This is a genomic window from Rhodanobacter koreensis, from assembly GCF_054782855.1.
The window spans coordinates 739,811-761,441 of sequence record NZ_BAAGRR010000012.1 but is presented as its reverse complement, the minus strand read 5'-3'; the positions used below and the strand labels follow the sequence as shown (position 1 = coordinate 761,441).

Annotated in this window: 24 protein-coding genes; 7 read left to right on the top strand and 17 right to left on the bottom strand. The window is 65.1% G+C overall.

From position 1 onward, the window contains the following. The first annotated feature begins 150 nt into the window (after positions 1-150). The gene (locus tag ACYVKM_RS17090) at positions 151-993 is read left to right on the top strand and encodes a lysostaphin resistance A-like protein (RefSeq protein WP_460878812.1); all 843 of its coding nucleotides are present in this window, start codon (positions 151-153) and stop codon (positions 991-993) included. A gap of 3 nt (positions 994-996) precedes the next feature. On the opposite strand, the gene ACYVKM_RS17085 is transcribed toward ACYVKM_RS17090, so the two are convergent. The 7 genes from ACYVKM_RS17085 to ACYVKM_RS17055 form a co-directional block, all read right to left on the bottom strand. Beyond that, complete coding sequence (locus tag ACYVKM_RS17085; protein ID WP_460878811.1) at positions 997-1,575, bottom strand: Maf family protein; 579 nt, start codon at positions 1,573-1,575, stop codon at positions 997-999. Positions 1,576-1,743: 168 nt separating this feature from the next. After that, positions 1,744-2,193 carry a GNAT family N-acetyltransferase gene (locus ACYVKM_RS17080; protein WP_460878810.1) on the bottom strand — a complete coding sequence of 150 codons (450 nt, stop codon included), beginning with the start codon at positions 2,191-2,193 and terminating at the stop codon, positions 1,744-1,746. 60 nt (positions 2,194-2,253) lie between these two features. Then, on the bottom strand, positions 2,254-2,724 hold the full coding sequence (gene rlmH, locus ACYVKM_RS17075; RefSeq protein ID WP_460878809.1) for a 23S rRNA (pseudouridine(1915)-N(3))-methyltransferase RlmH: 471 nt from the start codon (positions 2,722-2,724) through the stop codon (positions 2,254-2,256). 14 nt (positions 2,725-2,738) lie between these two features. Next, positions 2,739-3,125, bottom strand: a complete 387-nt coding sequence (gene rsfS / locus ACYVKM_RS17070) for a ribosome silencing factor (protein WP_460878808.1) — start codon at positions 3,123-3,125, stop codon at positions 2,739-2,741. Between the two features lie 88 nt (positions 3,126-3,213). After that, positions 3,214-4,287, bottom strand: coding sequence for an NAD(P)H-dependent flavin oxidoreductase (locus ACYVKM_RS17065; RefSeq protein WP_460878807.1), 1,074 nt, complete (start codon positions 4,285-4,287; stop codon positions 3,214-3,216). A 9-nt stretch (positions 4,288-4,296) separates the two neighbouring features. Beyond that, positions 4,297-4,986: a DUF1345 domain-containing protein gene (locus tag ACYVKM_RS17060; RefSeq protein ID WP_460878806.1), complete on the bottom strand. Its 690-nt coding sequence runs from the start codon at positions 4,984-4,986 to the stop codon at positions 4,297-4,299. Positions 4,987-5,056: 70 nt separating this feature from the next. Then, on the bottom strand, positions 5,057-5,341 hold the full coding sequence (locus ACYVKM_RS17055) for a GNAT family N-acetyltransferase (RefSeq protein WP_460878805.1): 285 nt from the start codon (positions 5,339-5,341) through the stop codon (positions 5,057-5,059). Positions 5,342-5,490: 149 nt separating this feature from the next. Here ACYVKM_RS17055 and ACYVKM_RS17050 point away from each other — a divergent pair, with 149 nt between their 5' ends. The 3 genes from ACYVKM_RS17050 (at position 5,491) to ACYVKM_RS17040 (ending at position 8,894) form a co-directional block, all read left to right on the top strand. Further along, entirely contained in the window at positions 5,491-5,916 is a 426-nt protein-coding gene (locus tag ACYVKM_RS17050; protein ID WP_460878804.1) for an OsmC family protein, read from the top strand. A 58-nt stretch (positions 5,917-5,974) separates the two neighbouring features. Next, positions 5,975-6,916, top strand: coding sequence for an oxygenase MpaB family protein (locus ACYVKM_RS17045; RefSeq protein WP_460878803.1), 942 nt, complete (start codon positions 5,975-5,977; stop codon positions 6,914-6,916). Between the two features lie 106 nt (positions 6,917-7,022). Beyond that, positions 7,023-8,894, top strand: coding sequence for a 3'-5' exonuclease (locus tag ACYVKM_RS17040; protein WP_460878802.1), 1,872 nt, complete (start codon positions 7,023-7,025; stop codon positions 8,892-8,894). 12 nt (positions 8,895-8,906) lie between these two features. Here the strand turns inward: ACYVKM_RS17040 and nadD are convergent, their stop codons facing one another. The 8 genes from nadD to ACYVKM_RS17000 all read right to left on the bottom strand — a co-directional run bounded on the left by nadD (position 8,907) and on the right by ACYVKM_RS17000 (position 17,517). Then, positions 8,907-9,554, bottom strand: a complete 648-nt coding sequence (gene nadD, locus ACYVKM_RS17035; RefSeq protein WP_460878801.1) for a nicotinate-nucleotide adenylyltransferase — start codon at positions 9,552-9,554, stop codon at positions 8,907-8,909. A 48-nt stretch (positions 9,555-9,602) separates the two neighbouring features. Beyond that, positions 9,603-10,613, bottom strand: coding sequence for a DNA polymerase III subunit delta (gene holA / locus ACYVKM_RS17030; RefSeq protein ID WP_460878800.1), 1,011 nt, complete (start codon positions 10,611-10,613; stop codon positions 9,603-9,605). Then, the gene (locus ACYVKM_RS17025) at positions 10,613-11,161 is read right to left on the bottom strand and encodes an LPS-assembly lipoprotein LptE (protein ID WP_460878799.1); all 549 of its coding nucleotides are present in this window, start codon (positions 11,159-11,161) and stop codon (positions 10,613-10,615) included. The genes holA and ACYVKM_RS17025 overlap by 1 nt, the downstream gene beginning before the upstream one ends. A gap of 5 nt (positions 11,162-11,166) precedes the next feature. After that, a complete protein-coding gene (leuS, locus tag ACYVKM_RS17020; protein WP_460878798.1) occupies positions 11,167-13,821 on the bottom strand; it encodes a leucine--tRNA ligase in 2,655 nt (884 codons plus the stop codon). 103 nt (positions 13,822-13,924) lie between these two features. Further along, positions 13,925-14,548, bottom strand: a complete 624-nt coding sequence (locus tag ACYVKM_RS17015) for a PqiC family protein (protein WP_460878797.1) — start codon at positions 14,546-14,548, stop codon at positions 13,925-13,927. Further along, positions 14,545-16,257 (bottom strand): PqiB family protein, encoded by a 1,713-nt coding sequence (locus ACYVKM_RS17010; protein ID WP_460878796.1) that lies wholly within the window; start codon positions 16,255-16,257, stop codon positions 14,545-14,547. The genes ACYVKM_RS17015 and ACYVKM_RS17010 overlap by 4 nt, the downstream gene beginning before the upstream one ends. Further along, positions 16,250-16,903 (bottom strand): paraquat-inducible protein A, encoded by a 654-nt coding sequence (locus ACYVKM_RS17005; protein ID WP_460878795.1) that lies wholly within the window; start codon positions 16,901-16,903, stop codon positions 16,250-16,252. Before ACYVKM_RS17005 ends, ACYVKM_RS17010 begins: the two co-directional genes overlap by 8 nt. Further along, a complete protein-coding gene (locus tag ACYVKM_RS17000) occupies positions 16,900-17,517 on the bottom strand; it encodes a paraquat-inducible protein A (RefSeq protein WP_460878794.1) in 618 nt (205 codons plus the stop codon). The genes ACYVKM_RS17005 and ACYVKM_RS17000 overlap by 4 nt, the downstream gene beginning before the upstream one ends. Before the next feature lie 152 nt (positions 17,518-17,669). Between ACYVKM_RS17000 and trxA the strand changes: the two genes are divergently transcribed. After that, positions 17,670-18,539: a thioredoxin gene (gene trxA / locus ACYVKM_RS16995; protein ID WP_460878793.1), complete on the top strand. Its 870-nt coding sequence runs from the start codon at positions 17,670-17,672 to the stop codon at positions 18,537-18,539. A 113-nt stretch (positions 18,540-18,652) separates the two neighbouring features. Then, complete coding sequence (locus ACYVKM_RS16990; RefSeq protein ID WP_460878792.1) at positions 18,653-19,105, top strand: DUF4442 domain-containing protein; 453 nt, start codon at positions 18,653-18,655, stop codon at positions 19,103-19,105. 168 nt (positions 19,106-19,273) lie between these two features. On the opposite strand, the gene ACYVKM_RS16985 is transcribed toward ACYVKM_RS16990, so the two are convergent. Next, positions 19,274-19,918, bottom strand: a complete 645-nt coding sequence (locus ACYVKM_RS16985) for a hypothetical protein (RefSeq protein WP_460878791.1) — start codon at positions 19,916-19,918, stop codon at positions 19,274-19,276. Positions 19,919-19,920: 2 nt separating this feature from the next. After that, complete coding sequence (locus ACYVKM_RS16980) at positions 19,921-20,442, bottom strand: RNA polymerase sigma factor (RefSeq protein ID WP_460878790.1); 522 nt, start codon at positions 20,440-20,442, stop codon at positions 19,921-19,923. A gap of 120 nt (positions 20,443-20,562) precedes the next feature. On the opposite strand from ACYVKM_RS16980, the gene ACYVKM_RS16975 reads away from it, so the two are divergent. After that, the gene (locus ACYVKM_RS16975) at positions 20,563-21,624 is read left to right on the top strand and encodes a tellurite resistance/C4-dicarboxylate transporter family protein (RefSeq protein WP_460878789.1); all 1,062 of its coding nucleotides are present in this window, start codon (positions 20,563-20,565) and stop codon (positions 21,622-21,624) included. Positions 21,625-21,631: the final 7 nt, after the last annotated feature.

Here is a 21,631-nt window from a genome sequence, read left to right as displayed (position 1 = left end):
CAAGCTGCGGGGAGACCATCGCAGTCCATCACCACGACCATGCCGATCGACCGATTGCGCCTGCCGCCGGCAGGTGGCTAGCTTGGACGTGTTGAACGTCGCACCGTACACGCGGTCACTGGCCTGCCCGACTGCGGAATCGACGCCACCATGGATGCCATGCCTACCGACACCTTCCTGACGCCGCCCGCGATACCGCCGGCTCAGCCCATCGCAACGCCTGTCGCGCGAGCGCCGGACCTGCGGGCCGCGCTGGGCCTGGTCGCGCTGTACTTCGTGCTGCAGGCTGTCGGCAGCAGCCTGATCGCGCTGGTGCTGGGCGTGGCGATGGGCTTCGTGCACCCGTGGCAGGGCGTGGCTGATGCCGGCGATGGCATCCGCAACATGCTGGATCAACCCGGCATGCCGGCGCTGCTGGTGATACTCACCCTGAGTCTGGCCGCGGTCCTGATCCTGCTGCTGACACGACGGCGCTGGCCGCACCTGTGGTCACTGGCGCAGCCGCCGGGTTTCGGTTTCGTGCGCACGACCCGCCCCCGGTTCCTCGCACTGGCTGTCGTGCTCGGACTGGCTGCTCCACTGTTCGGCGGATGGCTGACCCAGTTGCTGGCGCACGGGCATGCCGTGACCCAGAACATCCAGCAGCTTGGCGCGGATACCCCACCGGCATGGCGCATCGTGCTGGTGGTGGTCGTGGTGGGCGTGGGACCGCTGGTGGAGGAACTGCTGTTCCGTGGCGTGCTGCTGTCGGCGCTATGGCAACGCTGGCAGACCGGCCGGGCGGTGACGCTCAGTTCGCTGACGTTCGCCCTGGTGCACCTGCCCGGCCTGCAATGGCAATGGTTCGCGCTGCCCGACCTGTTGCTGCTGGCATTGGCACTGGCCTGGCTGCGGCTGCGTTCGGGCTCGATCTGGCCGGGGGTGCTGGCACACGGCGTCAACAACCTGCTGGCGGTAGCCGCATGGTTCGTGGCGATCAATCTGCCCGGTTGAAGCTCAGGTCACGGCCGCCCAGAAGCGACGCAACAGGCGCGCCGTCTCGAACAACGGCAGACCCATCACGCCGGAATAGCTGCCCTGCATGTGCTCGATCAAGGCCGCGCCGCGCCCCTGGATCGCATACGCACCCGCCTTGCCGAACGACTCGCCGGTGGCGATATAGGCGGCAATCGTCGCTTCGTCCAGGGTGGCGAAGCGCACCTGCGATATGCAGGCATCGCCCTGTTCGAACGTGGTGCCAACCAGCCACACCGCCGAAATGACCTCATGCGTGCGCCCCGAAAGCCGGCGCAGCATCACCGCGGCATCGCCGGCATCACGCGGTTTGCCGAACACATCGCCATCCAGCACCACCTCGGTATCCGCGCCAAGCACGATGGCAACGTCACGATCGCCCGTGGCGAGCAGAGCCAGGCCTGCGCGCGCCTTGTCGCGCGCAACGCGATGGACGTAGTCCTGCGGCAATTCGTCGGCAGCTCGCTGTTCCGGCACATCCACATCAAGCACAGAAAATGTCGCGCCGAGCTGCTTCAGCAGATCGCGACGACGTGGCGACTGCGAAGCCAGATAAAGCATGGGTTGTTCCCGGGACCGTACGAAACACAAGGATAGCGGCTGGCGGCCGTATCAGGCGCAGGCACGTACGCTACTGCCATGTTGCAAGTTGGGCCGGGTGCAGCGATGCCCAACGATGGGAGTCAGCGCCAGCGTCGGGGTTCGCATTCGCTCACCCCAACCTGCGCGCTAAAGCACGAGGCCGTACTCGCAAAACCCCTGATCGCGCTGCCAGCCCAGCGACTCGTAGAGCGCCTGCGCCGGTGCATTGTCGAGTGCCGTGGACAGCGACAGGCTGGCGACACCCAGGCTGCGGGCATGATCGGCGGCGACAATCAGCAAGGCCTTTGCCACACCCTGACGGCGCGTCTCGGCGGCAACGAACAGATCATTGAGCAGGTAGGTGCGCACGGCGCGCACCGACGAGAACAGCGGATAGAGCTGGGTGAAACCCAGGCCAACGCCAGAATCGTCGAGAGCCAGCAGGATCTGCGACTCCTGTTTCGCCATGCGCTCGGCCAGGAAGGCACGCGCACGCGCGGGATCCGATGCCTGCCTGTAGAACTGGCGGTAGCCATCGAACAACGGCACCAGTATGTCGAGATCGTCGATGCTGGCCTGGCGGATCTGGAAGCTCATGGCGACTCCTGTGCAATGCAGTGACCTAGATTCGCGCCGCACGCTTTCGCGAGCCTGACATCAGGCGCGATGGTAAGGGTGTCCGGCCATGATGGTGGTGGCGCGATACAGCTGCTCGGCCAGCACCAGTCGCACCAGCATGTGCGGCAGGGTCAGCGGGCCGAGCGACCAGCGCTGGTCGGCGCGTGCCAGCACGTCGGGGGCGTGGCCATCGGGACCGCCGATCAGGAAGGCCAGGTCGCGTCCGGCCATGCGCCAGCGTGCGAGCTGTCCGGCGAGGTCTTCGCTGGACCACGTCTTGCCGCGGCCATCGAGCGCAACCACGTGGATATCGTGCGGCAAGGAAGCGAGTATCGCCGCGCCTTCGTCCTGGATGGCCCGTGCATCGTCGCGACCCTTGCCGCGGTTGCCGGGTTTCAATTCGATCAGTTCGAGCGGCAGCTCGTGCGAGAGCCGCTTGCGGTATTCGGCAAAACCCTCGGCCACCCAGCCGGGCATGCGTTCGCCAACCGCGATGAGGCGCGCGCGCATGCCGCAGATTCGGCTCAGCCGGCTTGCACAGCGTCGGCTTCGTGCCCGTGGTCACCGACCGTCCACAGGCGCTCCAGCCCGTAGAACTCGCGGATGCGCGGCAGCATCACATGGACGATCACGTCACCGAGGTCGACCAGCACCCACTCGCCTTCCAGCTCGCCTTCCACGCCCAACGGCATCACGCCCGCCTTCTTGGCGAACTTGGACACTTCGTCGGCGATGGATTTGACGTGGCGTGCGGAGGTGCCGGAGGCGATGACCAGCAGGTCGGCAATCGAGGTTTTGCCGCGGACGTCGATCTCCCGGATGTCCTTGGCTTTCAGCTCTTCCAGCGCGTCGATGACGGACTTGCGCAGGGTGGCCGTGGTGACGGACTTGTTCGTGCGGGCAGTACTCAAGAGGATGGGCCTCGATGCGGGATCGCAGCGCAAAATGGCGCGGACGCAGTATACCTGCCCTGCCGGCAGGCCGTGTTCCGGGCCTTGATCAGGAAGCCAGCGCCCGTCTGGCCAGCCGGTACTCGTGGGTCAGGCGCGCCACCAGTTCGGCTGCCGGTTGCGGGCGTGCCAGACTGGCGGCCTGCCCGCACCATTCGGACAGCAGATCACCGCGTCCGGCTGCCGCGGCGGCACGGCGCAACGGCGCGGTGAGCGCGTTCAGCACGGGATAGGGCAATCCCTGCGCCGCCTCCGGCATGGCCTCGACAAAGCGGTTGCGCAGGCCACGGGCGGCGCGCCCGGAGAAACCCGTGATGGTGGCGACCTGGTGGTCCTGGGCCTGCAGCAGATCGTGCTTCCATGCCTCGGCAGCCGAACATTCCGGACAGGTGAGAAAGGCGGTGCCGAGCTGGCTGGCTGACGCGCCAAGAACTTCCGCCGCAAGCATGCCAGAGCCGTCCATGATGCCGCCGGCGGCGATGACCGGAATATTCCCCGCCAGTGCGCGCACGGTGAGCGGCAGCAGCGCAAACAGGCCGATCATCGCGTCCTCGGCCCGGTGCAGGAAGGTGCCGCGATGACCGCCGGCTTCGGCGCCCTGCACGCAGACGGCATCCGCGCCCGCTTCGACCCATGCGCGCGCCTCGGTCACCGTGGTGGCGGTGCCGATCACGTAGATATCGCGCTGACGCAGCTCGCGCAACTGCGCCGGGCTGATCACGCCAAACGCGAAACTGGCCACCGCCGGGCGCGCTTCGCATAGCGCCGCGAACTGATCGGAAAAACGCGGTGCCCAGCGTGCGGGCAGGCTGGTGCGGACACCGAGGCCCTCCTGCGCCATCAGTGCATCGAGTTGTTCGCGCGCCTTCGCCACGGCCGCCATGTCGGCCTCGAATTCGTCCGGCAGCACGAACAGGCCGATCGCATACGGGCGATCGCCGAGTGCACGGATCTGCGCGGCCTGATCGAGGATCGCCTGCGGCTCCAGGTAACCGGCACCGAGCGAACCGAGGCCACCGGCGTTCGACACGGCAGCCACCAGAACCGGTGGCGTCGAGCCGGACATCGGTGCCTGGATCAGCGGATGCTCGATGCCGAGACGGTTGGCGAATGGCGAGTTCATGCGGATGGCCTAGCCGCCCTGTCCGGCCACGATGTTGACCGTGATCGCGATGATGAACACGTTGAAGAAGAACGCGATCACGCTGTGCAGCAAGGCCACGCGGCGCAGGTAACGGCTGGTGATCTGCACGTCGGAAACCTGGAAGGTCATCCCGATCACGATCGCGAAATAGGCGAAGTCCCAGTAGTCGGGTTGCGGTGTATCCGGGAACTCCAGCCCTGCATGCTTCTCGCCGAGATCGCCGTAGAAGCCATGCGCGTAATGGATCGCGAACATGATGTTGAGGAACAGCCAGCTCAGCACCACGCTGAGCGCCCCCACCCCCAATCCCAGCAGACCGCCACCCTTGGCCGCATGCAGCTCACTGCTCAATGCCACCAGTACCACCGTCGACAGCACGATGCCACTCCACAGGATGCCCCAGCGCCCCGTGTCCTGCGCGCGTGCCTGGCTGCGCATGTGCGCTGCGGAAGCCCGGTTGAACATGCGGGCGATGATGCCGAGGAACACCAGCGCCGCCAGATCGAACGCCAGCAGGACCGCCGTGGCCGGTCGCAGTTTCATTGCCATCAGCACGGCGCAGACGACGATGAAGATCATCAGGGCAATGAACGTCCGCGGTCGCGCCCTCACGTAATGCAGCGGCCGCCAGCGGCGCTTCTTCGTGACGCTGGCTGCGCCTGCATTGTCGTTACCCATGCGAACCTCCGGATCGGCGCCCCGCCGGCGCCGGCAATGCCGCGATCATAGCGGGAGCACCGGTACCTGTTCACGATCCCCGGGCAATCAGATCCCGATACTCCGGGTGCCGCTGCAACCACGCGGCGGCATACGAACATGCCGGCATCACCTTCCAGCCTTCGCTGCGTGCCGTCGCAAACGCCTCCTGTACCAGCGCCGCCGCGATGCCGCGGCCACCCACCGCAGGCGGCACTCCCGTGTGGGTGATCGTCATCACACCCGCAGCGAGGGTGTAGTCGAGCTCGCAATCGGCACCGTCCACCTGCGTGCTGAAACGGTGCGCGCTGCGATCGTGCTGGATGACGGGTGGCATGGGGAACCCTGCTGGGGAAGTCGACTACCAAGCTTACGATCAGTGCGGCGATGCCGATGTGATGCCGATGTATCGATCCGTTCGCGCCACCTGTACATGTCGCCCGTCATGGTTGGCGCTTGTCCGCTATCGTCCCGCAGGAGAATCCCATGAAGAAATCCGCATCCGCCCACTGGTCCGGCGGCATCAAGGACGGCCAGGGCTCGCTCTCGACGGAATCCGGCGTGCTGCGCGAGTCGCCCTACGGCTTCCGCTCGCGCTTCGAGGACGGCCCCGGCACAAACCCGGAGGAATTGATCGCGGCAGCCCATGCCGGCTGCTATTCGATGGCGCTGTCGCTCGGGCTCGGCAATGCGGGACTCACCGCCGACAGCATCGACACCAAGGCGGTGGTGACTCTGGACAAGGACGGCGATGGCTTTTCGATCACGGCAGTACACCTTGTTTGCAAGGCCAAGGTGCCTGGTGCCGATGCGCCTACCTTCGCGAAGATCGCCCTGGCCACCAAGGAGGGCTGCCCGGTCTCCAAGGTATTGAAGGCCACCATCACGCTGGATGCCGCGCTGGACGGCTGAGCTGTTGCGCTGACCGACGACGGCACGGATACGACACACATGCCGCTAGACTGGCGGCATGCCCTCGCCGCCGCATTTCCTCACCCGTGCCGCCCGCGAACCGGTTCGCGCTGCGATCCGGCACTGGGTGCTGAGTGCGTTCCCGCGTGCCGAGAGCGGCAGCGGTGGCATCGACTACGACCATCCGCACGGCGATCCCGGCCTGTTCGGGCCGGACAGCGCCACCTGGCGCGTGCACTCGGATTTCCCCGGCATGCTCGCGGGTGGCCTCGCTGCGTTGACCCTGCAGACACTGCATCCGCTGGCGCTGGCCGGGGTGTGGGATCACTCCAATTTCCGCGGCGACCTGGTCGGCCGCCTGCGTCGCACCACCACGTTTGTGGGTGGCACCACCTACGCACCTCGTGCGCAATCCGAGGCATTGATCGAACACGTCAGGCAGATCCACACGCATATCACCGGGCATGGCGAGGACGGACGCCCCTATGCGGCGAACGATCCGGCCCTGCTGACCTGGGTGCATGTCACCGAGGCGTACAGCTTCCTGCAGGGTTACCGTCGCTACAGCCATGTGGCCATGCCGGCCAGCGCGGCCGATAGCTATTACGACGAAGTGCGGCGCATTGCCGAAGCGCTCGGCGCCCGCGAGGTGCCGGCATCCGAACACGCTGTGGTCGAATATTTCCAGCGCATCCTGCCCGAACTGGCTTGTACCGAACGCTCGCGCGTGGTGCTGGAGCTGCTGTCGCAGGTACGCCTGCCGGTACCGGCTGCCGGCCTGTCGCGCGACCTGTTCCTGCTGGCCGGCAGTGCGTTGCTGCCGGACTGGGCGGTCACCCTGCTGGGGCGCACATCGCGTCAGCAACGACAGGCGCGGCTGGCGGCCCACGCGCTGCGCTCGATTGCGCCGGTGTTCCGTGCCGCCCTGAAAGACGGCATCGCCAGCCGCGCCTGCCGGCGTGTAGATGTGGCACCCGAGCAGCTGCAGCACTGGGAATGATGACCCGCATTTCCTGTCGGATATCCCGCGCCACACCGCCCGTCCGAGATTGACAGCTTCGCCCGATCCGCTAACGTCCCTCGATACGCGTCATCCAGGGGCTCCAGTGGCGACACTCATTCCGACCCGCAACAGTTGCCTGCCACGCATGACCGGTGGCGAGAAACGCGTTTCCGAGCGACTGGAGCAGAAGCTCGAGGACGACTACCTGCTCTGGTACGACGTACCGGTCAGCGTGAAGCAGCGCCATCCGGACTTCGTGGTGTTCCACCCGCGCCGCGGGCTGCTGGTGCTGGAGGTGAAGGACTGGAAGGCCGACACCATCCGCCATGCCGACAGCACCCAGTTCACCCTGATCACCGAGCGCGGCCTGGTCAAGGAGAACAACCCGCTGCTGCAGGCACGCGCCTATGCGCTGGAGATCGGCGTAGTGCTGGAGCGCGATCCGGCACTACGTCATCCGCAAGGTTCCCGTCATGCCGGCAAGCTGATCATGCCGTGGGCCTGGGGCGTGGTGCTGGCCAACATCACCCGCAGGCAGTTCGACGAAGGCGGCCTGGGCGAAGTGCTGCCCGAGCATCTGGTGATCTGCCGCGACGAGTTGTACGAGACGGTCGACGCCGAGGCGTTCCAGGAGCGCCTGTGGGCGATGTTCCCGCAGGTGTTCCCGGTGGCGCTGACCCTGCCGCAGATCGACCGCGTGCGCTGGCACCTGTTTCCCGAGCTGCGGGTCGAAGCCGGCAGCGGCCAGTTCGGCCTGTTCGGTCCCACCGACGCGGCGGTGCGTCCGCTGGAGATTCCCGACCTGGTCAAGGTGATGGACTCGCAGCAGGAGCAGCTGGCGCGTTCGCTCGGCAGCGAGCACCGGATCATCCACGGCGTCGCCGGCTCCGGCAAGACGATGATCCTGGGCTTCCGCGCGATGCAGCTCGCGCGCGAACTCGGCAAACCCATCCTGGTGCTGTGCTACAACAAGACGCTGGCCGCGCGGCTCGAACAGCTGATCGGCGAACGCGGCCTCAGCGAGAAGGTGCAGGTCTACAACTTCCACAAGTGGTGTCGCAAGATGCTGGTGGCCTACCACGTGCCGCTGCCGACCGGCAAAGACAAGGCGTTCTTCGAAGCGCTGCCGCCGGCGGTGATCGCCGGCGTGGACCGCGGCCAGATTCCGCGCTTCCAGTACGGCGCCGTGCTGATCGACGAAGGCCACGACTTCGAGCCGGACTGGTACAAGCTGATCGTGCAGATGATCGACCCGGCCACCAACTCGCTGCTGGTGCTGTACGACGACGCGCAGAACATCTATGGCAACGCCGACCGCCGCAAGATCAGCTGGAAGAGTCTGGGCGTGCAGGCGCAGGGCCGCACCACCATTCTCAAGCTCAATTACCGCAACACGCTGGAAATCCTCTCGGTCGCACGTGGCTTCGCCCAGGAACTGCTCGAATCGCGCGGCGAGGACGACGACGGCGTACCGCTGATCGCGCCGGAAAGTGCCGGCCGCCGTGGCGCGGTGCCCGAACTGGTGCGCACCGACACCGCCGCCGCCCAGCTCGACGTGCTGATCGCGCGGCTGCGCGACGAGCACGCGCACGGCCGGCCGTATTCCGACATGGCCGTGCTGTTCCGCAACCAGTGGGAAGGCGAGAAGCTGCACGAGGCACTACAACGTGTCGGCATCCCCAGCCGGCTCGCCGACAGCACCGGCAAGCACACCCTGTTCGTGGTCGAGGACAGCGTGAAGCTGGTAACCATGCATTCCAGCAAGGGTCTGGAGTTTCCGTTCGTGATCATCCCCGGCCTCGGCTCGCTGCCGAAGCCCGGCCAGAGCGAAGCCGACGAAGCGCGCCTGCTCTACGTCGCCATGACCCGCGCCACCGAACACCTGCTGCTGATCCACCACGACGACTCGGTCTTCAGCAAGCGCATCCGCGATTCGATCAACGAAGTGCAGAGGCAGTTGAGCGGCCACCATTAGCAGGGCTCGTGGTCAACGCCGGTACGGTGCAAGCAAGGTCGTGTCGTCGAACAGTCCTGCCGGCAACAAGTAGCGCGGATCGCGCCCAGCCGCGAGCAGTTCGCGAACGCGGGTGGCGGAAATCACCAATGGTGTAACTGCCAGTTCGATCAGCTTGCCGGCAGGCAGGTGGCGAATGGTGGAAGTCGCACCCACCCAGCGGTCAGTGGTTTCCTGCTGCAGCTCTTCGGGCAGTACAGCATCGACATCCGGTCGACTCAGCACACCGATATGCGCCACCTCGAACAGCTCGCGCCAGCGATGCCAGCTGGACAGACCGGCAAATGCATCGGCGCCGATGAGCAATACCAGCGGCCGATCACCTTGCTCGGCACGCAACTCGTGCAAGGTGTCGATGGTGTACGACGGACCGCTGCGCTCCAGCTCGCGGGTATCCAGGCCCAACCGCGATTGCCCCTGCAATGCCGCACGCAACATGGCGACGCGCTGTTCGGCACTGGCAATCGGTGGCGGTCGATGCGGCGGCACGCTGGCCGGCAGCAGACGTACCTCGGCGTCGAGCAGTTCCGAAGCCTCCCACGCCACGCTGAGATGGCCCAGGTGCACCGGGTCGAAGGTGCCGCCGAAGAGCGCAAGCGGTTGGATCGATGTCTGTGGCAAGAGCCTTACCCTCCCCGGCCCTCCCCTGCAAGCAGGGAAGGGGGAATGTCATGCGAGTGCCTTGGCCGCGTGTGGTTCGGCGATCGCGGCGATCAACCGTTCGGCCTCCTGCCAGGGATTGCCGGTCTCGCGGCCCTTGACCATGCGGTCGATGCGCGAGGCGCGCGCGAGGCATTGCAGCCAGTGCTCACGCGGCGCACGGCGCAACGCCTGGCGGAACAGGGTCTCACGCGCCTGCCACAGGTGCTCGGCACGGAACTGGGCGGCGAGATCATGCGCGTTGGCGAGGCGCAGAGCCAGTTGCAGCTGATTGACCAGCCAGCCCATCAGCGCCAGCAGCTCGTCTCCCTCGGAGCGCAGTCCGGCGAGAATGCGCAACGCGCGTGCGCCGTCGCCGACAAACGCGGCATCGGTAAGCTTGAACACGTCGTAGCGGGCACTGTCGGCCACCAGGTTTTCCATCTCGGCAGTGTCGATGCGGTCTTGCCCGTGCAACACGGCGAGCTTGTCGACTTCCTGTGCGGCGGCCAGCAGATTGCCCTCGACGCGCTCGGCCAGCAAGGCCGTGGCATCCGGCGTGGCGGACAGCCCGCGCGAGGCGAGCCGTGCACCGATCCATGCGCTCCACTCGTTCGGCCGCGGCGCATTGAACACCACCATCGTGCCGCCGGCGTCGAGCTTCTTGCTCCACGCACCATCATGCTTGCTGCTCCACTCCATCGCCGTGATCAGCAGGGTGACATCCGGTGGCGGGTCGGCGCAGAACGCGTTGATCGCCTTGGCACCCTCGATGCCGGGACGGCCGGTGGGCAGGCGCAGATCGATCAGGCGACGGGTCGCGAACAGCGACATGCCGGCGGCGGAACGCGCCAGCTCGTCCCAGTCGAAATGCTGACCGACATCGAGCACGTCGCGTTCGCTGTAACCGAGTTTCTTCGCCTGCGCGCGCAGCGCATCGGCCGCTTCCAGCACCAGCAATTCTTCGCCGGCAAGCAGGTATATCGGGGCCAGGCGGTCGGCCGCCAGCGCCTTCTGCCACTGACCCGGACTGAGCGGCATCAGCGCGTGCTGGCTGCGCTCGCCGGTACGGCCAGCCCGTGCTTGCCGGCGGCCTGCAGGCGGAACAGGATCGCCTGCACCATGTCGTCGTTGAGGCTGTGCTGGATCTCCTGCACCTGCGAGGCGTTGCCGACGGTATTGGTGGCGTCGTAGCTGTATTCGCGCGACATGTTGATGTGCTGCAGCGGTATCAGCACGTTGCCATCGGGACCAGCCACGTCGAACTGCACCTGGTAGTGCACCGAGTATTCGGTGATCCGCACATAACCGCCGTTGGTCAGCGAGTCGGTACCGAATGCCGCCACCGGCACGCGCAGTTCGGCAATGCCGGCGCCACCGTTGTCCTCGACAGTGACACCGGAAGTCTCGAGTGCACGGGTAAGCATGCGCTGGAATTCACCGCCTCCACTGACGTTGAGATGGATGCGCTGCAGTGATGGCGGCAACGCCGCGTTCTCGCGCAGATGGAAGCCACAAGCGGCCAGTGCGAGCGCCGATATCAGCAGCAGTGTAACTTGGAACAGGCGACCCGCTTTCATGAAGCTCATGGATTTCATCCTGCGACGATGTTGACGATCTTGCCGGGAACCACGATGACCTTGCGCACGCTCATCCCTTCCAGGAAATGCATCACCTGCGGCTGTGCACGTGCCGCAGCCTCGGCCTCTTCCTTCGAGGCAGTTGCGGCCAGCTCGATGGTAGCGCGCAACTTGCCGTTGATCTGCACCGCCAGGGTAACCGTGTCGCGTACCAGTGCGGACGGATCGGCCTTGGGCCATGGCTGATCCTCCAGCACGGTTTCGGCATGGCCGAGCACCTGCCACAACGCGTGGCTGATGTGCGGCACCACCGGATTGAGCAGCAGCACCATGGCTTCCAGCGCCTCGTGACGCACCGCACGACCCTGATCGCTCTGGTCGGCGAACTTGTTCAGTGCGTTCAGCAGCTCCATCAACGCGGCAATGGCCGTGTTGAATGCATGGCGCCGGCCGAAGTCGTCACCTACTTTCTGGATCGTCTGGTGCAGCTGGCGACGCAATGCCTTCTGACCGGCATCCAGCGCGGATGGATCGGTGACCGGATGATCCGGGTTCGCCGCATGCGTGGTGACTTCACGCCACAGCCGCTTCAGGAAGCGCGCCATGCCCTCGACACCGGCCTCGCTCCACTCCAGCGATTGCTCCGGCGGTGCGGCAAACATCGAGAACAGGCGCACGGTGTCGGCGCCGTACTTGTCCACCATGGTTTGGGGGTCGATGCCGTTGTTCTTCGACTTGGACATCTTCTCGGTGCCACCGATCTGCACCGGCTGACCATCCGCTCGCAGCAGCGCGCCGGTGACCCGGCCACGCTCGTCACGTTGCACGTCGACCGCGGCAGGGTTGATCCAGTCCTTCGAGCCGTCGGCGTTGTCGCGGTAGAACGTCTCGGCGATCACCATGCCCTGGCACAGCAGGTTCTGTGCCGGCTCGTCCGAATGCACCATGCCCGCGTCGCGCAGCAGCTTGTGATAGAAGCGGAAGTACAGCAGATGCATGATCGCGTGTTCGATGCCGCCGATGTACTGGTCGACCGGCAGCCAGTAGTTCGCACGCTCGTCGATCTGCGCATTCGCACCGGGACTGGTGTAGCGCGCGTAGTACCAGCTCGACTCCATGAAGGTGTCGAACGTATCGGTCTCGCGCTCGGCCGGGCCGCCACATTGCGGACAGACGCACTTGCGCCACTCCGGATCGGCCTTGATCGGCGACTGCACACCGCTGAACGCGACGTCCTCGGGCAGCACCACAGGCAGCTGGTCTTCCGGCACCGGCACGGCCTCGCACTTCGGACAGTAGATCACCGGAATCGGGCAGCCCCAGTAGCGCTGGCGGCTGACACCCCAGTCGCGCAGGCGCCAATTGACCCGGCGCAGGCCCTTGTTCTCGCCTTCCAGCTTGGTTGCCAGGAAATCGAACGCCTCGCGGTAGCTCTTGCCATCCAGTTCACCGGAATGGACTACGCGCATATCCGTGCGCGTCTTGTCCGAATACCACTCTTTCCACTGGTTCGGATCGTAGTCGGAACCTTCGCCGGCCACGGCGATGACCTGCTTGATGGGCAGGCCATATTTGTGCGCGAATTCGAAATCGCGCTGGTCGTGGCCGGGCACGGCCATCACCGCGCCGGTGCCGTAACCCATCAGCACGAAATTGGCGACATAGACCGGAATGGTCTCGCCGCTGAGCGGATGAATCGCGCGCAGGCCGGTATCCATGCCGCGCTTTTCCTGCGTCTCCAGCTCGGCTTCGGAGACACCGCCGTGCTTCAGTTCATCGAGGAAAGCGGCAAGTTTCGCATTGCCCTGCGCTGCCTTGATCGCCAGCGGATGTTCACCGGCGATCGAGACGAAGGTGACGCCCATCAACGTGTCAGGACGCGTGGTGAACACCGTCAGCGGCTCGGCCTCACCTGCCACCGCGAAGTGGATTTCCAGCCCTTCGCTGCGCCCCAGCCAGTTGCGCTGCATGGTCTTGACGGCGTCGGGCCAGCCCGGCAGCGTGTCCAGTCCGTCCAACAACTCCTGCGCATAGTCGGTGATACGCAGGAACCATTGCGGGATCTCGCGCTTTTCCACGATCGCGCCGGAGCGCCAGCCACGGCCGTCGACGACCTGCTCGTTGGCCAGCACGGTCTGGTCGATCGGATCCCAATTCACCACCGCATTCTTGCGGTACGCCATGCCTTTCTTCAGCAGGCGGGTGAACATCAGCTGCTCCCAGCGGTAATAGTCGGGACGGCAGGTGGCGAACTCGCGGCTCCAGTCGATCGCGTAGCCGAGCGACTTCAGCTGGCTGCGCATGTGGTCGATGTTGGCGTAGGTCCATTTGGCCGGAGCCGTGTTGTTCTTGATCGCGGCATTCTCGGCCGGCAGGCCGAACGCATCCCATCCCATAGGCTGCAGCACGTTCCTGCCCTGCATCCGCTGGTAGCGACTGATCACGTCGCCGATGGTGTAGTTGCGCACATGGCCCATGTGCAGCGCGCCGGATGGGTACGGCAGCATCGACAGGCAGAAGAACTTCGGCCGGGAGGCATCCTCCTTCACCTCGTACGCGCGTTGCGCGGTCCAGTAGCTCTGCGCGGCGGCTTCCACCGCCTGCGGTCCATAGCCCTGCTCGGGTGTGCCGCCCTGCTCGGGAGAGCCTGTGTCTTGAATGTCCTGCATGATTCCTGGCGCCATGATGCGATTATCGCAGCCGGGCAACCGCCGGCCGCAGTGAACTGGTCAGACTAGCCCAGCGCGGGCCGGGCGCCAAGCCTGAAGCGGTTTACCCGGCCGGACATGCCACCGTTTGCCCATCACCCAGCGAGCGCGCCGCGGTGGCGATCTGCGCCGCCAGTTGGCCGATGGCGCGCTGGTGTCCCTGCACCAGCGCCGCATAACCCGGCCCTACCGCTTCGCTGATGCGGCTGGTACAGGCCAGCACCCCGCCGCCATGGGCATCATGCAGCACACGTATGCTCCAGCTCCCCTCGATCAAGGCGTAGCTGCCCGGCAGCGAGTCGAAACGATGCAGGTCCAGCTTGATCCGCAACAGCGGCTTGTCGTTGCCGGGCAGGCCGCTGACGTCCTGGCTATGCAGTTCGCGCGCGAGATCGCCCGACAGCGCACTGCGCACTTCGTCACCCAGTGGCGCGATCCAGCGCTCGCTGTTGAGCATGGCCACCGCCTGGCCACCCTCGCGCACCACCAGCTGCGGCTGGTCGACCTGCGACGGGACGCCGACCGGCAGCAACTCGAACGGCAGCGAAGGGGTGCCTGAAGTTGCCGCACCATCGGCCGGTTCGCCGGCCGGTGCAACCAATGTGTAGTAATGCAGCGGCGCCGATGCGCAGGCCGTCAGGGCAAGTGCGATTCCGATGCCAAGCAGGCGCATTCCGGTACGGATCATGGCGGGTTCCCTTGCGACGGTGGGGTGGCGGCCTGGGCAGGTGGTGCGGCGGTGGCGGCGGGCGCATCGACTGGTTTGGCATCGGGACGCCGGCCACGGAGCAATGCCTCCGGATGGCCGCTCAGGTAATCGGTCAGCACGCGCAATGAACGCGCCATCCGCTGCACCTGCTCCAGCGTGGCGCCGAGATTCTGCTGCAGCGGCGAGTCGCCGGAGAGCGCGGCATTGGCCGTGCCCATGGTCTTCTGCACGCCCTGCAGGGTGCTCTTGAACTCCGGCAACGTCTGGCCATTGACCTGTTTCAGCGTGGCATTGAGCCCGGCCAGGGTCTGATCGAGATTCTTGCCGATGCTGTCGAACGGGATCTTGTCGAGCTTGTCGACGATCTCGGCCAGCTGCTCCTGCAGCTTGTCGAAACTGCCGGGCACGGTAGGGATCATCAGCGGCTTGGCGTTCGGATCGAACGACACTTTCGGCGCATGCGGCACGAAATCCAGTGCCACATATAACTGGCCGGTCAGCAGGTTGCCGCTGCGTGCCTGCGCGCGCAGACCGTGATCGACCAGGCGCCCCATCAGCTGCGACAGGTCGGGATTCTCGCCACGTGCCTTGGCCAGCGCCTCCAGCTTGTCGTAGGCATTGCCCAGACGCTGCGGGTAGACCACCGCCCCCACGACCACCGGGAAGCGCTGCGCCTTTTCATCGTAATCGAGGTTGACCGACACCACCTTGCCGATATTGATGCCAAGGAACTCCACCGGCGAATCCACGGCCAACCCACGCACCGACTGCTCGAAGCGCATGCGGAAGTAATGCGGCTCGCCATCGGGTGGCGCCATCGCCGAAGCCTGGTCACCGAACAGCCGGTAGCTGGTCTCCTCCGGCGCGGGCGTGGCGTCATGCGGCCCGCGCGGATCCTGGAACGCCACGCCGCCGGCCAGTACCGTAGCCAGCGATTCCGTATTGAGTTTCAGCCCGTTCGCGCCGATCGACACGTCGACACCGCTGGCGTTCCAGAAGCGCGTGGCGGTGGTGACGAACTTGTCGTTGGGGCCATCCACGAAAATCTGCAGCGAGACGCCCTTGCCGTCGGGGTCCAGCTGGTAGGACACCACCCGGCCCACCTGGATGCGCCGGTAATACACGGGTGAGCCCACATCCAGCGAGCCGAGGTCATCGCTGTGCAACACGAAGCTGCGCCCGGGTGCGCCGTGATTCACCGCCGGCGGTATTTCCAGCCCCTTGAATTCGTCTTCCGGTTCGCTCGAATCGCCGGCGTCGACGCCGATGAACGCACCGGACAGCAGGGTATCGATACCCGACACGCCGCCCAGACCGATCCGCGGCCGCACCACCCAATAACGGGTGCCCTTGGTGGCGAAACTCTCGGCACTCTTTTCCAGTGCCACCTTGACCAGCACATGGCTGCGGTCACCGCTGAGGTGGATCTTGTTGACCCGGCCGATCACCACATTCTTGTATTTCACCGGCGTCTTGCCGGCATCCAGCCCCTCGGCACTCTGGAAGCTGATGGTGATCTGCGGACCGGCCTGCAGCCAGCTGTTGACCACCAGCGAAAGCCCGACCAGTGCGGCCAGCGCAGGTACCAGCCAGACCAGCGAGGCATTGAAACGACGATGCTTCACCACCGGTCGCGGCAAGTCGCCGCCGTCCCGGCCACCCGGTGCAATGTGGCTGTCGTCAGTCATCAGTATCCCTGCCATCCCAGATCAACCGGGGGTCAAAACTCATCGAGGCCAGCATGGTCAGCACCACGGTCAGGCCGAAAAAGATCACACCCGGCAACGGCTCGACCAGGCTCAGCAAATTGAAGCGCACCAGGGCCGTCAGCAACGCCACCACGAACACGTCCAGCATCGACCAGTAGCCGATGAATTCGACCAGCCGATACAGCTTGGCGCGCTGCAACCGGGCCCAGCCACTGCCGCGCTGGCTGCTCACCAGCAGCGTGCCCAGCGAAAGGAACTTCAGCATCGGCACCACGATGCTGGCGGTGAACACGATGATCGCCAGGTCCGGCGAGCCCTTCACCCACAACTCCACCACACCGCTGATGATGGTGTTGTCGTCGATGTCGTTCAAGCTGGCCGTACGCATGATCGGCAACACGTTGGCCGGGATATACAGGATGAACGCGGCAATCAGCAGCGCCCAGGTGCGCGCATAGCTGGCTGGCTTGCGCCGATGCAGCGTCGCGCCGCAACGCGGACACGCCATGCTGTCGCCGGCCCCGGCCCCGGCATCTTCGTCAGCAGAGCCGTGTCGACATACCTGACCGCACACATGGCAGCCGATCAGGCCGAGTTCGGCAGCGCGCGGCAACGCGCTGCTCATGCCGGATCCTCCGGCACGAGCTCCCACAGCTGACGCAGGTCGACGCCTGCAAAGATCGTGATCAACAGGGTCAACGCGGCGTACGCATAGATGCCCGGATCCGCCACCACGTCGAAATAGTTGTGCGCCTTGACGATCGCCACCAATGCGCCGAGCACGAACACCTCACTCATCGTCCACGGCCCGAGATAATGCAACGCCACCATCAACCGTACGAAACCCGGCGCCCGTCGGCCACGACGGGCAAACCACAGCAGCCAGCCTAGCGTCAGCATCTTGGCCAGCGGAAAGAAGAACAGTGTGAACGCAGCCAGCACCGAAACGACCTGGGCCTGTTGCTGCCACATCGTGATGATCATGCCCCACAGGGTGGTACCACTGTACTGGCCGTTCAGACCCAGCGTTACGATCGGCCACATGTTCGCCTGCACGAACACGATCATCGCCGTCAGCACGAGCGCCAGCATGGCACCAAGGCTCAGGCCGTGATAGCGCTCCAGCTCCGCGTAACAACATGCGCAGCGGGCCACATCGCCGCGTGCCAGCGTGCGGCGACGATAAACCGTGTCGCAGTGCTCGCAGATCAGCAGCGCTTCTGGTGAGGCCGTGTCCATGCACCCGATACCTTCGTTCCTGTTCGCTTCGGCGGCGTGACGATCTGCGGATTCTCGCAAATCTGTCGTAAACGCGCTGAACCATCTCCGACTGCTTGATATGCTGGGCAATGCCCTGATCTGTAGCGGCATCTGCCGAACTGGAGTTTCCCGTGACTGATGCTGCTGCCACCGCCCATGTCTTCGACGTGGAACAGCAAAGCTTCGAAGCCGATGTGCTGCAGGCCTCGCTGGCCACCCCGGTGCTGGTGGATTTCTGGGCAACCTGGTGCGAGCCGTGCAAGACGCTGGGGCCGATGCTGGAAAAACTGGCCGCCGAGTACCACGGCGCATTCCGGCTGGGCAAGGTCGACGTGGACAAGCAGCAGGAACTGGCTGGCATGTTCGGCATCCGCAGCGTGCCCACCGTGGTGCTGGTGAAGGATGGCCAGGTACTCGATGGTTTCGCCGGTGCCCTGCCGGAAGGCCAGTTGCGCGAATTCCTGTCGCGCCATGTGCAGCCGCTGGAGGCACTGCCAGAGGTCGACACCATCGATGAACCCGTGGCCGAAACGCCCGGGCAGGCGATCGAGCGACTGCACCGGGCGATTGCCGCCGAACCCGCCAAGGCCGAACTGAAACTCGAACTGGCACTGGCACTGATGCGCGAAGGCCAGACCGACGACGCCGAAGCTGAACTGGCCGCGTTGCCGGCCAACCTCGCCACCGATGCCCGCGCCGTGCGCTTGCGCAGCAAATTGGATCTGGTGCATTCACTGAAAGATGCGCCCACGCTGGCCGAATTGCAGCAGCGTGTGCAGGCCGATGCCACCGACTGGGCCGCACACGACCTGCTCGGCGTGCGATTGCTGCTGGAAGGCGACGCCGAGACCGGACTGGAGCAGTTCCTGACGATCCTGCAGAAGGCCCGTGACTGGAACGACGGCCAGGCGAAGAAACGCCTGCTCGCCGCGTTCGCCACACTGGACGATGCCGAGCTGGTGGGCCGTTATCGCCGCAGGATGGCTTCCCTGCTGTTCTGAAGCCATCGCCGGCATGCAACGTGTGGGAGTGGTTTCGGTCTCCATGCCATCCCGGCAATCAATCAACAGCATCGCGACCGAAGCCGTTTCCACAAGACCGGACTCAAAAATCCATGCGCGCCTCCACCTTTCGTCGCCTGCTCAATCTCTGGCCGCCGTTCCTGGTCAACGCGATCCGCCTGCAGTCGCTCAGCGACGACTACACCGAGGCGAAGGTGGTGCTACGCCTGCGGCCATGGAACCGCAACTACGTGCGCAGCCAGTTCGGCGGCAACCTGTTCGCGATGGTCGATCCGTTCTGGATGCTGCTGGCGATGCATCAGCTCGGCAGTGACTACTACGTGTGGGACAAGGCCGGCGCGATCGATTTCGTCGCACCCGGTCGCGAAGACGTCTATGCCCATTTCAGGCTGGCGCCGGCCGTGGTCGATGAGCTGAAGGCTGCGGCAGCCGGTGGCGAGAAGGTGCTGCGATGGTTCGAGACCGACGTGGTCACAGCCTCGGGCGAAGTCATTGCCCGCGTGCGCAAGCAGCTCTACGTGCGATTGAAACCGAAGGCGCGATGAGCGCATCTGCACGATCCTTCCCCACCGTCATTCCGGCGAAGGCCGGAATCCATGTTGCTGGCGCGAAAGACCATATGGATGGCCGGCTTCCCTGTTGTGAAGCGATTCCGGTCTTCGCCGGAATGACGTCATCGGAATGTTTCGAGGTGGCCTGAAGAGCAATCCCCGTCACTCCTGTGCAAAGCGCGCAATGTCGGCCAGCATGGCTTCGGCCTTCTGTACGCTGCGTCCGGCCGCATTGTCCTCGATCTTGCGCGCCATGCCGGCCCGACGCATCAGCCACACCACCAGTACGACTGCGGCAAGCCCTACGAGACTGCTGGGTATGGCCCAGAGCATGAACCCCGGCGACCACAGATCGATGCCATACCAGGCGAGATTCATCCACAGCACCGGAATCCAGATGAAGCAGCCGAGCACCGCGTTCACCGGCGACTCGACCCGCACGCGCCATGCGCGCAGATCCGCCAGCTGTCGCTGGATCGCCAGTACGGGAGCCGCATAGTCGATGCGCCGGACCAGATACAGCACACGCGCGGCAAATACGATCAACAGTATCCCGTACAGGTACACCAGCAGACCGCAAACCAGCAGGTGCACGACATGCCAGCGTGTCGTCAGGAATGCGACGGCCCAAAAGGTGATCAGCACGCCGATGGTCAGCTGGGTCACCTGCCCCCAAACCAGCGGTCGCAGTCCGTGACGTGCCTTGTCCAGCTTGCCGTCCCGAAGCAACTGAAAATTCAGCGCGTGCTGCTGCACCAGCCGCTGATCCAGTGTCTGCCACGCCAGTTTCATCTCGTCGAGTTCCATCGTCACGCTCCGGTGGGCGCGGTCATCTGCCCGCGCAGCTTCTGCTTGATGCGACTGATCTTGGTCGCCACGTTGGTTTCGCTGATGCCGAGGATCTCGGCCATCTCGGCGTAATTGCGGTCTTCCAGGTACAGCAGGATCAACGCGCGGTTGAACGGGTCGAGCTGGCCGATGAATGTGTACAGCGCGATCAATCGCTCGTCCGGTTCGATGATCATCTCGCCACCGTCCACCGTCTCCAGATGATGCATTTCCAGCGGCTCGAAACGATCGGATTCCGACCGGCGCTCACGCCGCACCTGCGAGATCGCCACGTTCAGCGCAATGCGGTACAGCCAGGTGGAGAACTTCGCGCGCGTCTCGTCATAGCGGGCGAATGCGCGCCACGACTGCACGGCGATCTCCTGCATCAAGTCGTCGCGATCGGCAACACGGCGGCTGTACAGGCCCGCCACCTTGAACACGATACGGCGATGTTCCTGCAGCAGTGCCTCGAAGCGTTGCTGTTGCTGTCTGTCCGTCATGGCCGCCCATAGTCCCCGTCGTTCTTCCCATGATTCGCACGGCCGGCGGAAAAATCACAGTGGCTTGGCACGGCCCGGGCGAATAATGGTGGCGTCCACCGCCGCACCACGGAGACTGCGATGACGCTCGTCGATTACCTGTGGTCCCGCGTCCGCCACCTCGACCCGGGCTGCTTTGCCCTGGTCATGGCCACCGGCATCGTCTCCATCGACGTCGGCCAGCACGGCATGCCGGACCTGGCGCGGGTGCTGTTCGGCCTGAACCTGCTCGCCTACGCAGCACTGCTCGTGCTGACCGTGCTGCGGCTGCTGCGCTTTTACCGCGAGCTGATCGCCGATTTCAGGGACCCGGGCCGCGGCGCCGGTTTCCTCACGCTTGCCGCAGCCACCTGCGTACTTGGCAGCCAGTGTCTGCTGGTGGTGCCACTTCCGGTACTGGCCAACATGCTGGCCGTAGCTGGCGCATTGTTCTGGGCTGCGCTGATCTATCTGTTCTTCGCCGCCACCATCACCGCGCGGATCAAGCCCGGCTTCACCCGCAGCATCAACGGTGGCTGGCTGGTGGCGGTGGTCGCCACGCAGGCACTGGCGGTGTTGCTGGTACTGCTGGTCGCCGACGCCCCGTCCCTGGACGTCGTGTGGCTGTTCGCCGCGTTATGTCTCTACCTGCTGGGCGACGCGTTGTACTTGCTGATCATCACGCTGGTGGTCTATCGCATGGTGTTCTTTCCGCTGCGTGCGCGCGAATTCACGCCGCCATACTGGATCGACATGGGTGCGTTGGCGATCACCACGCTGGCTGGCAGCCTGATCGTGCTGCATACGCCGACGCCCGGGCCGTTGAGCGAGCTGATGCCGTTCGTGAAAGGCTTCACACTGTTTTTCTGGGCCACCGCAACGTGGTGGATCCCGTTGCTGGTGATCCTGGAGCTGTGGCGCTACGCATGGCGGCATGTGCCACTGCGTTACGAGGTGGACGACTGGGACATTGTGTTTCCGCTGGGCATGTACACCGTCGGCACCTACGAACTGGCACATGCGCTGCAACTGGATTTCCTGCGGGTCATACCCATCGTCGGCGTCTACGTCAGCCTGCTGGCGTGGCTGCTGGTGATGGCCGCGGGCCTGGTGCGCTGGTATCGCGGCGTGGTCACGGTACGTCATGGCCGTCATCTACAATGAGCGTTCC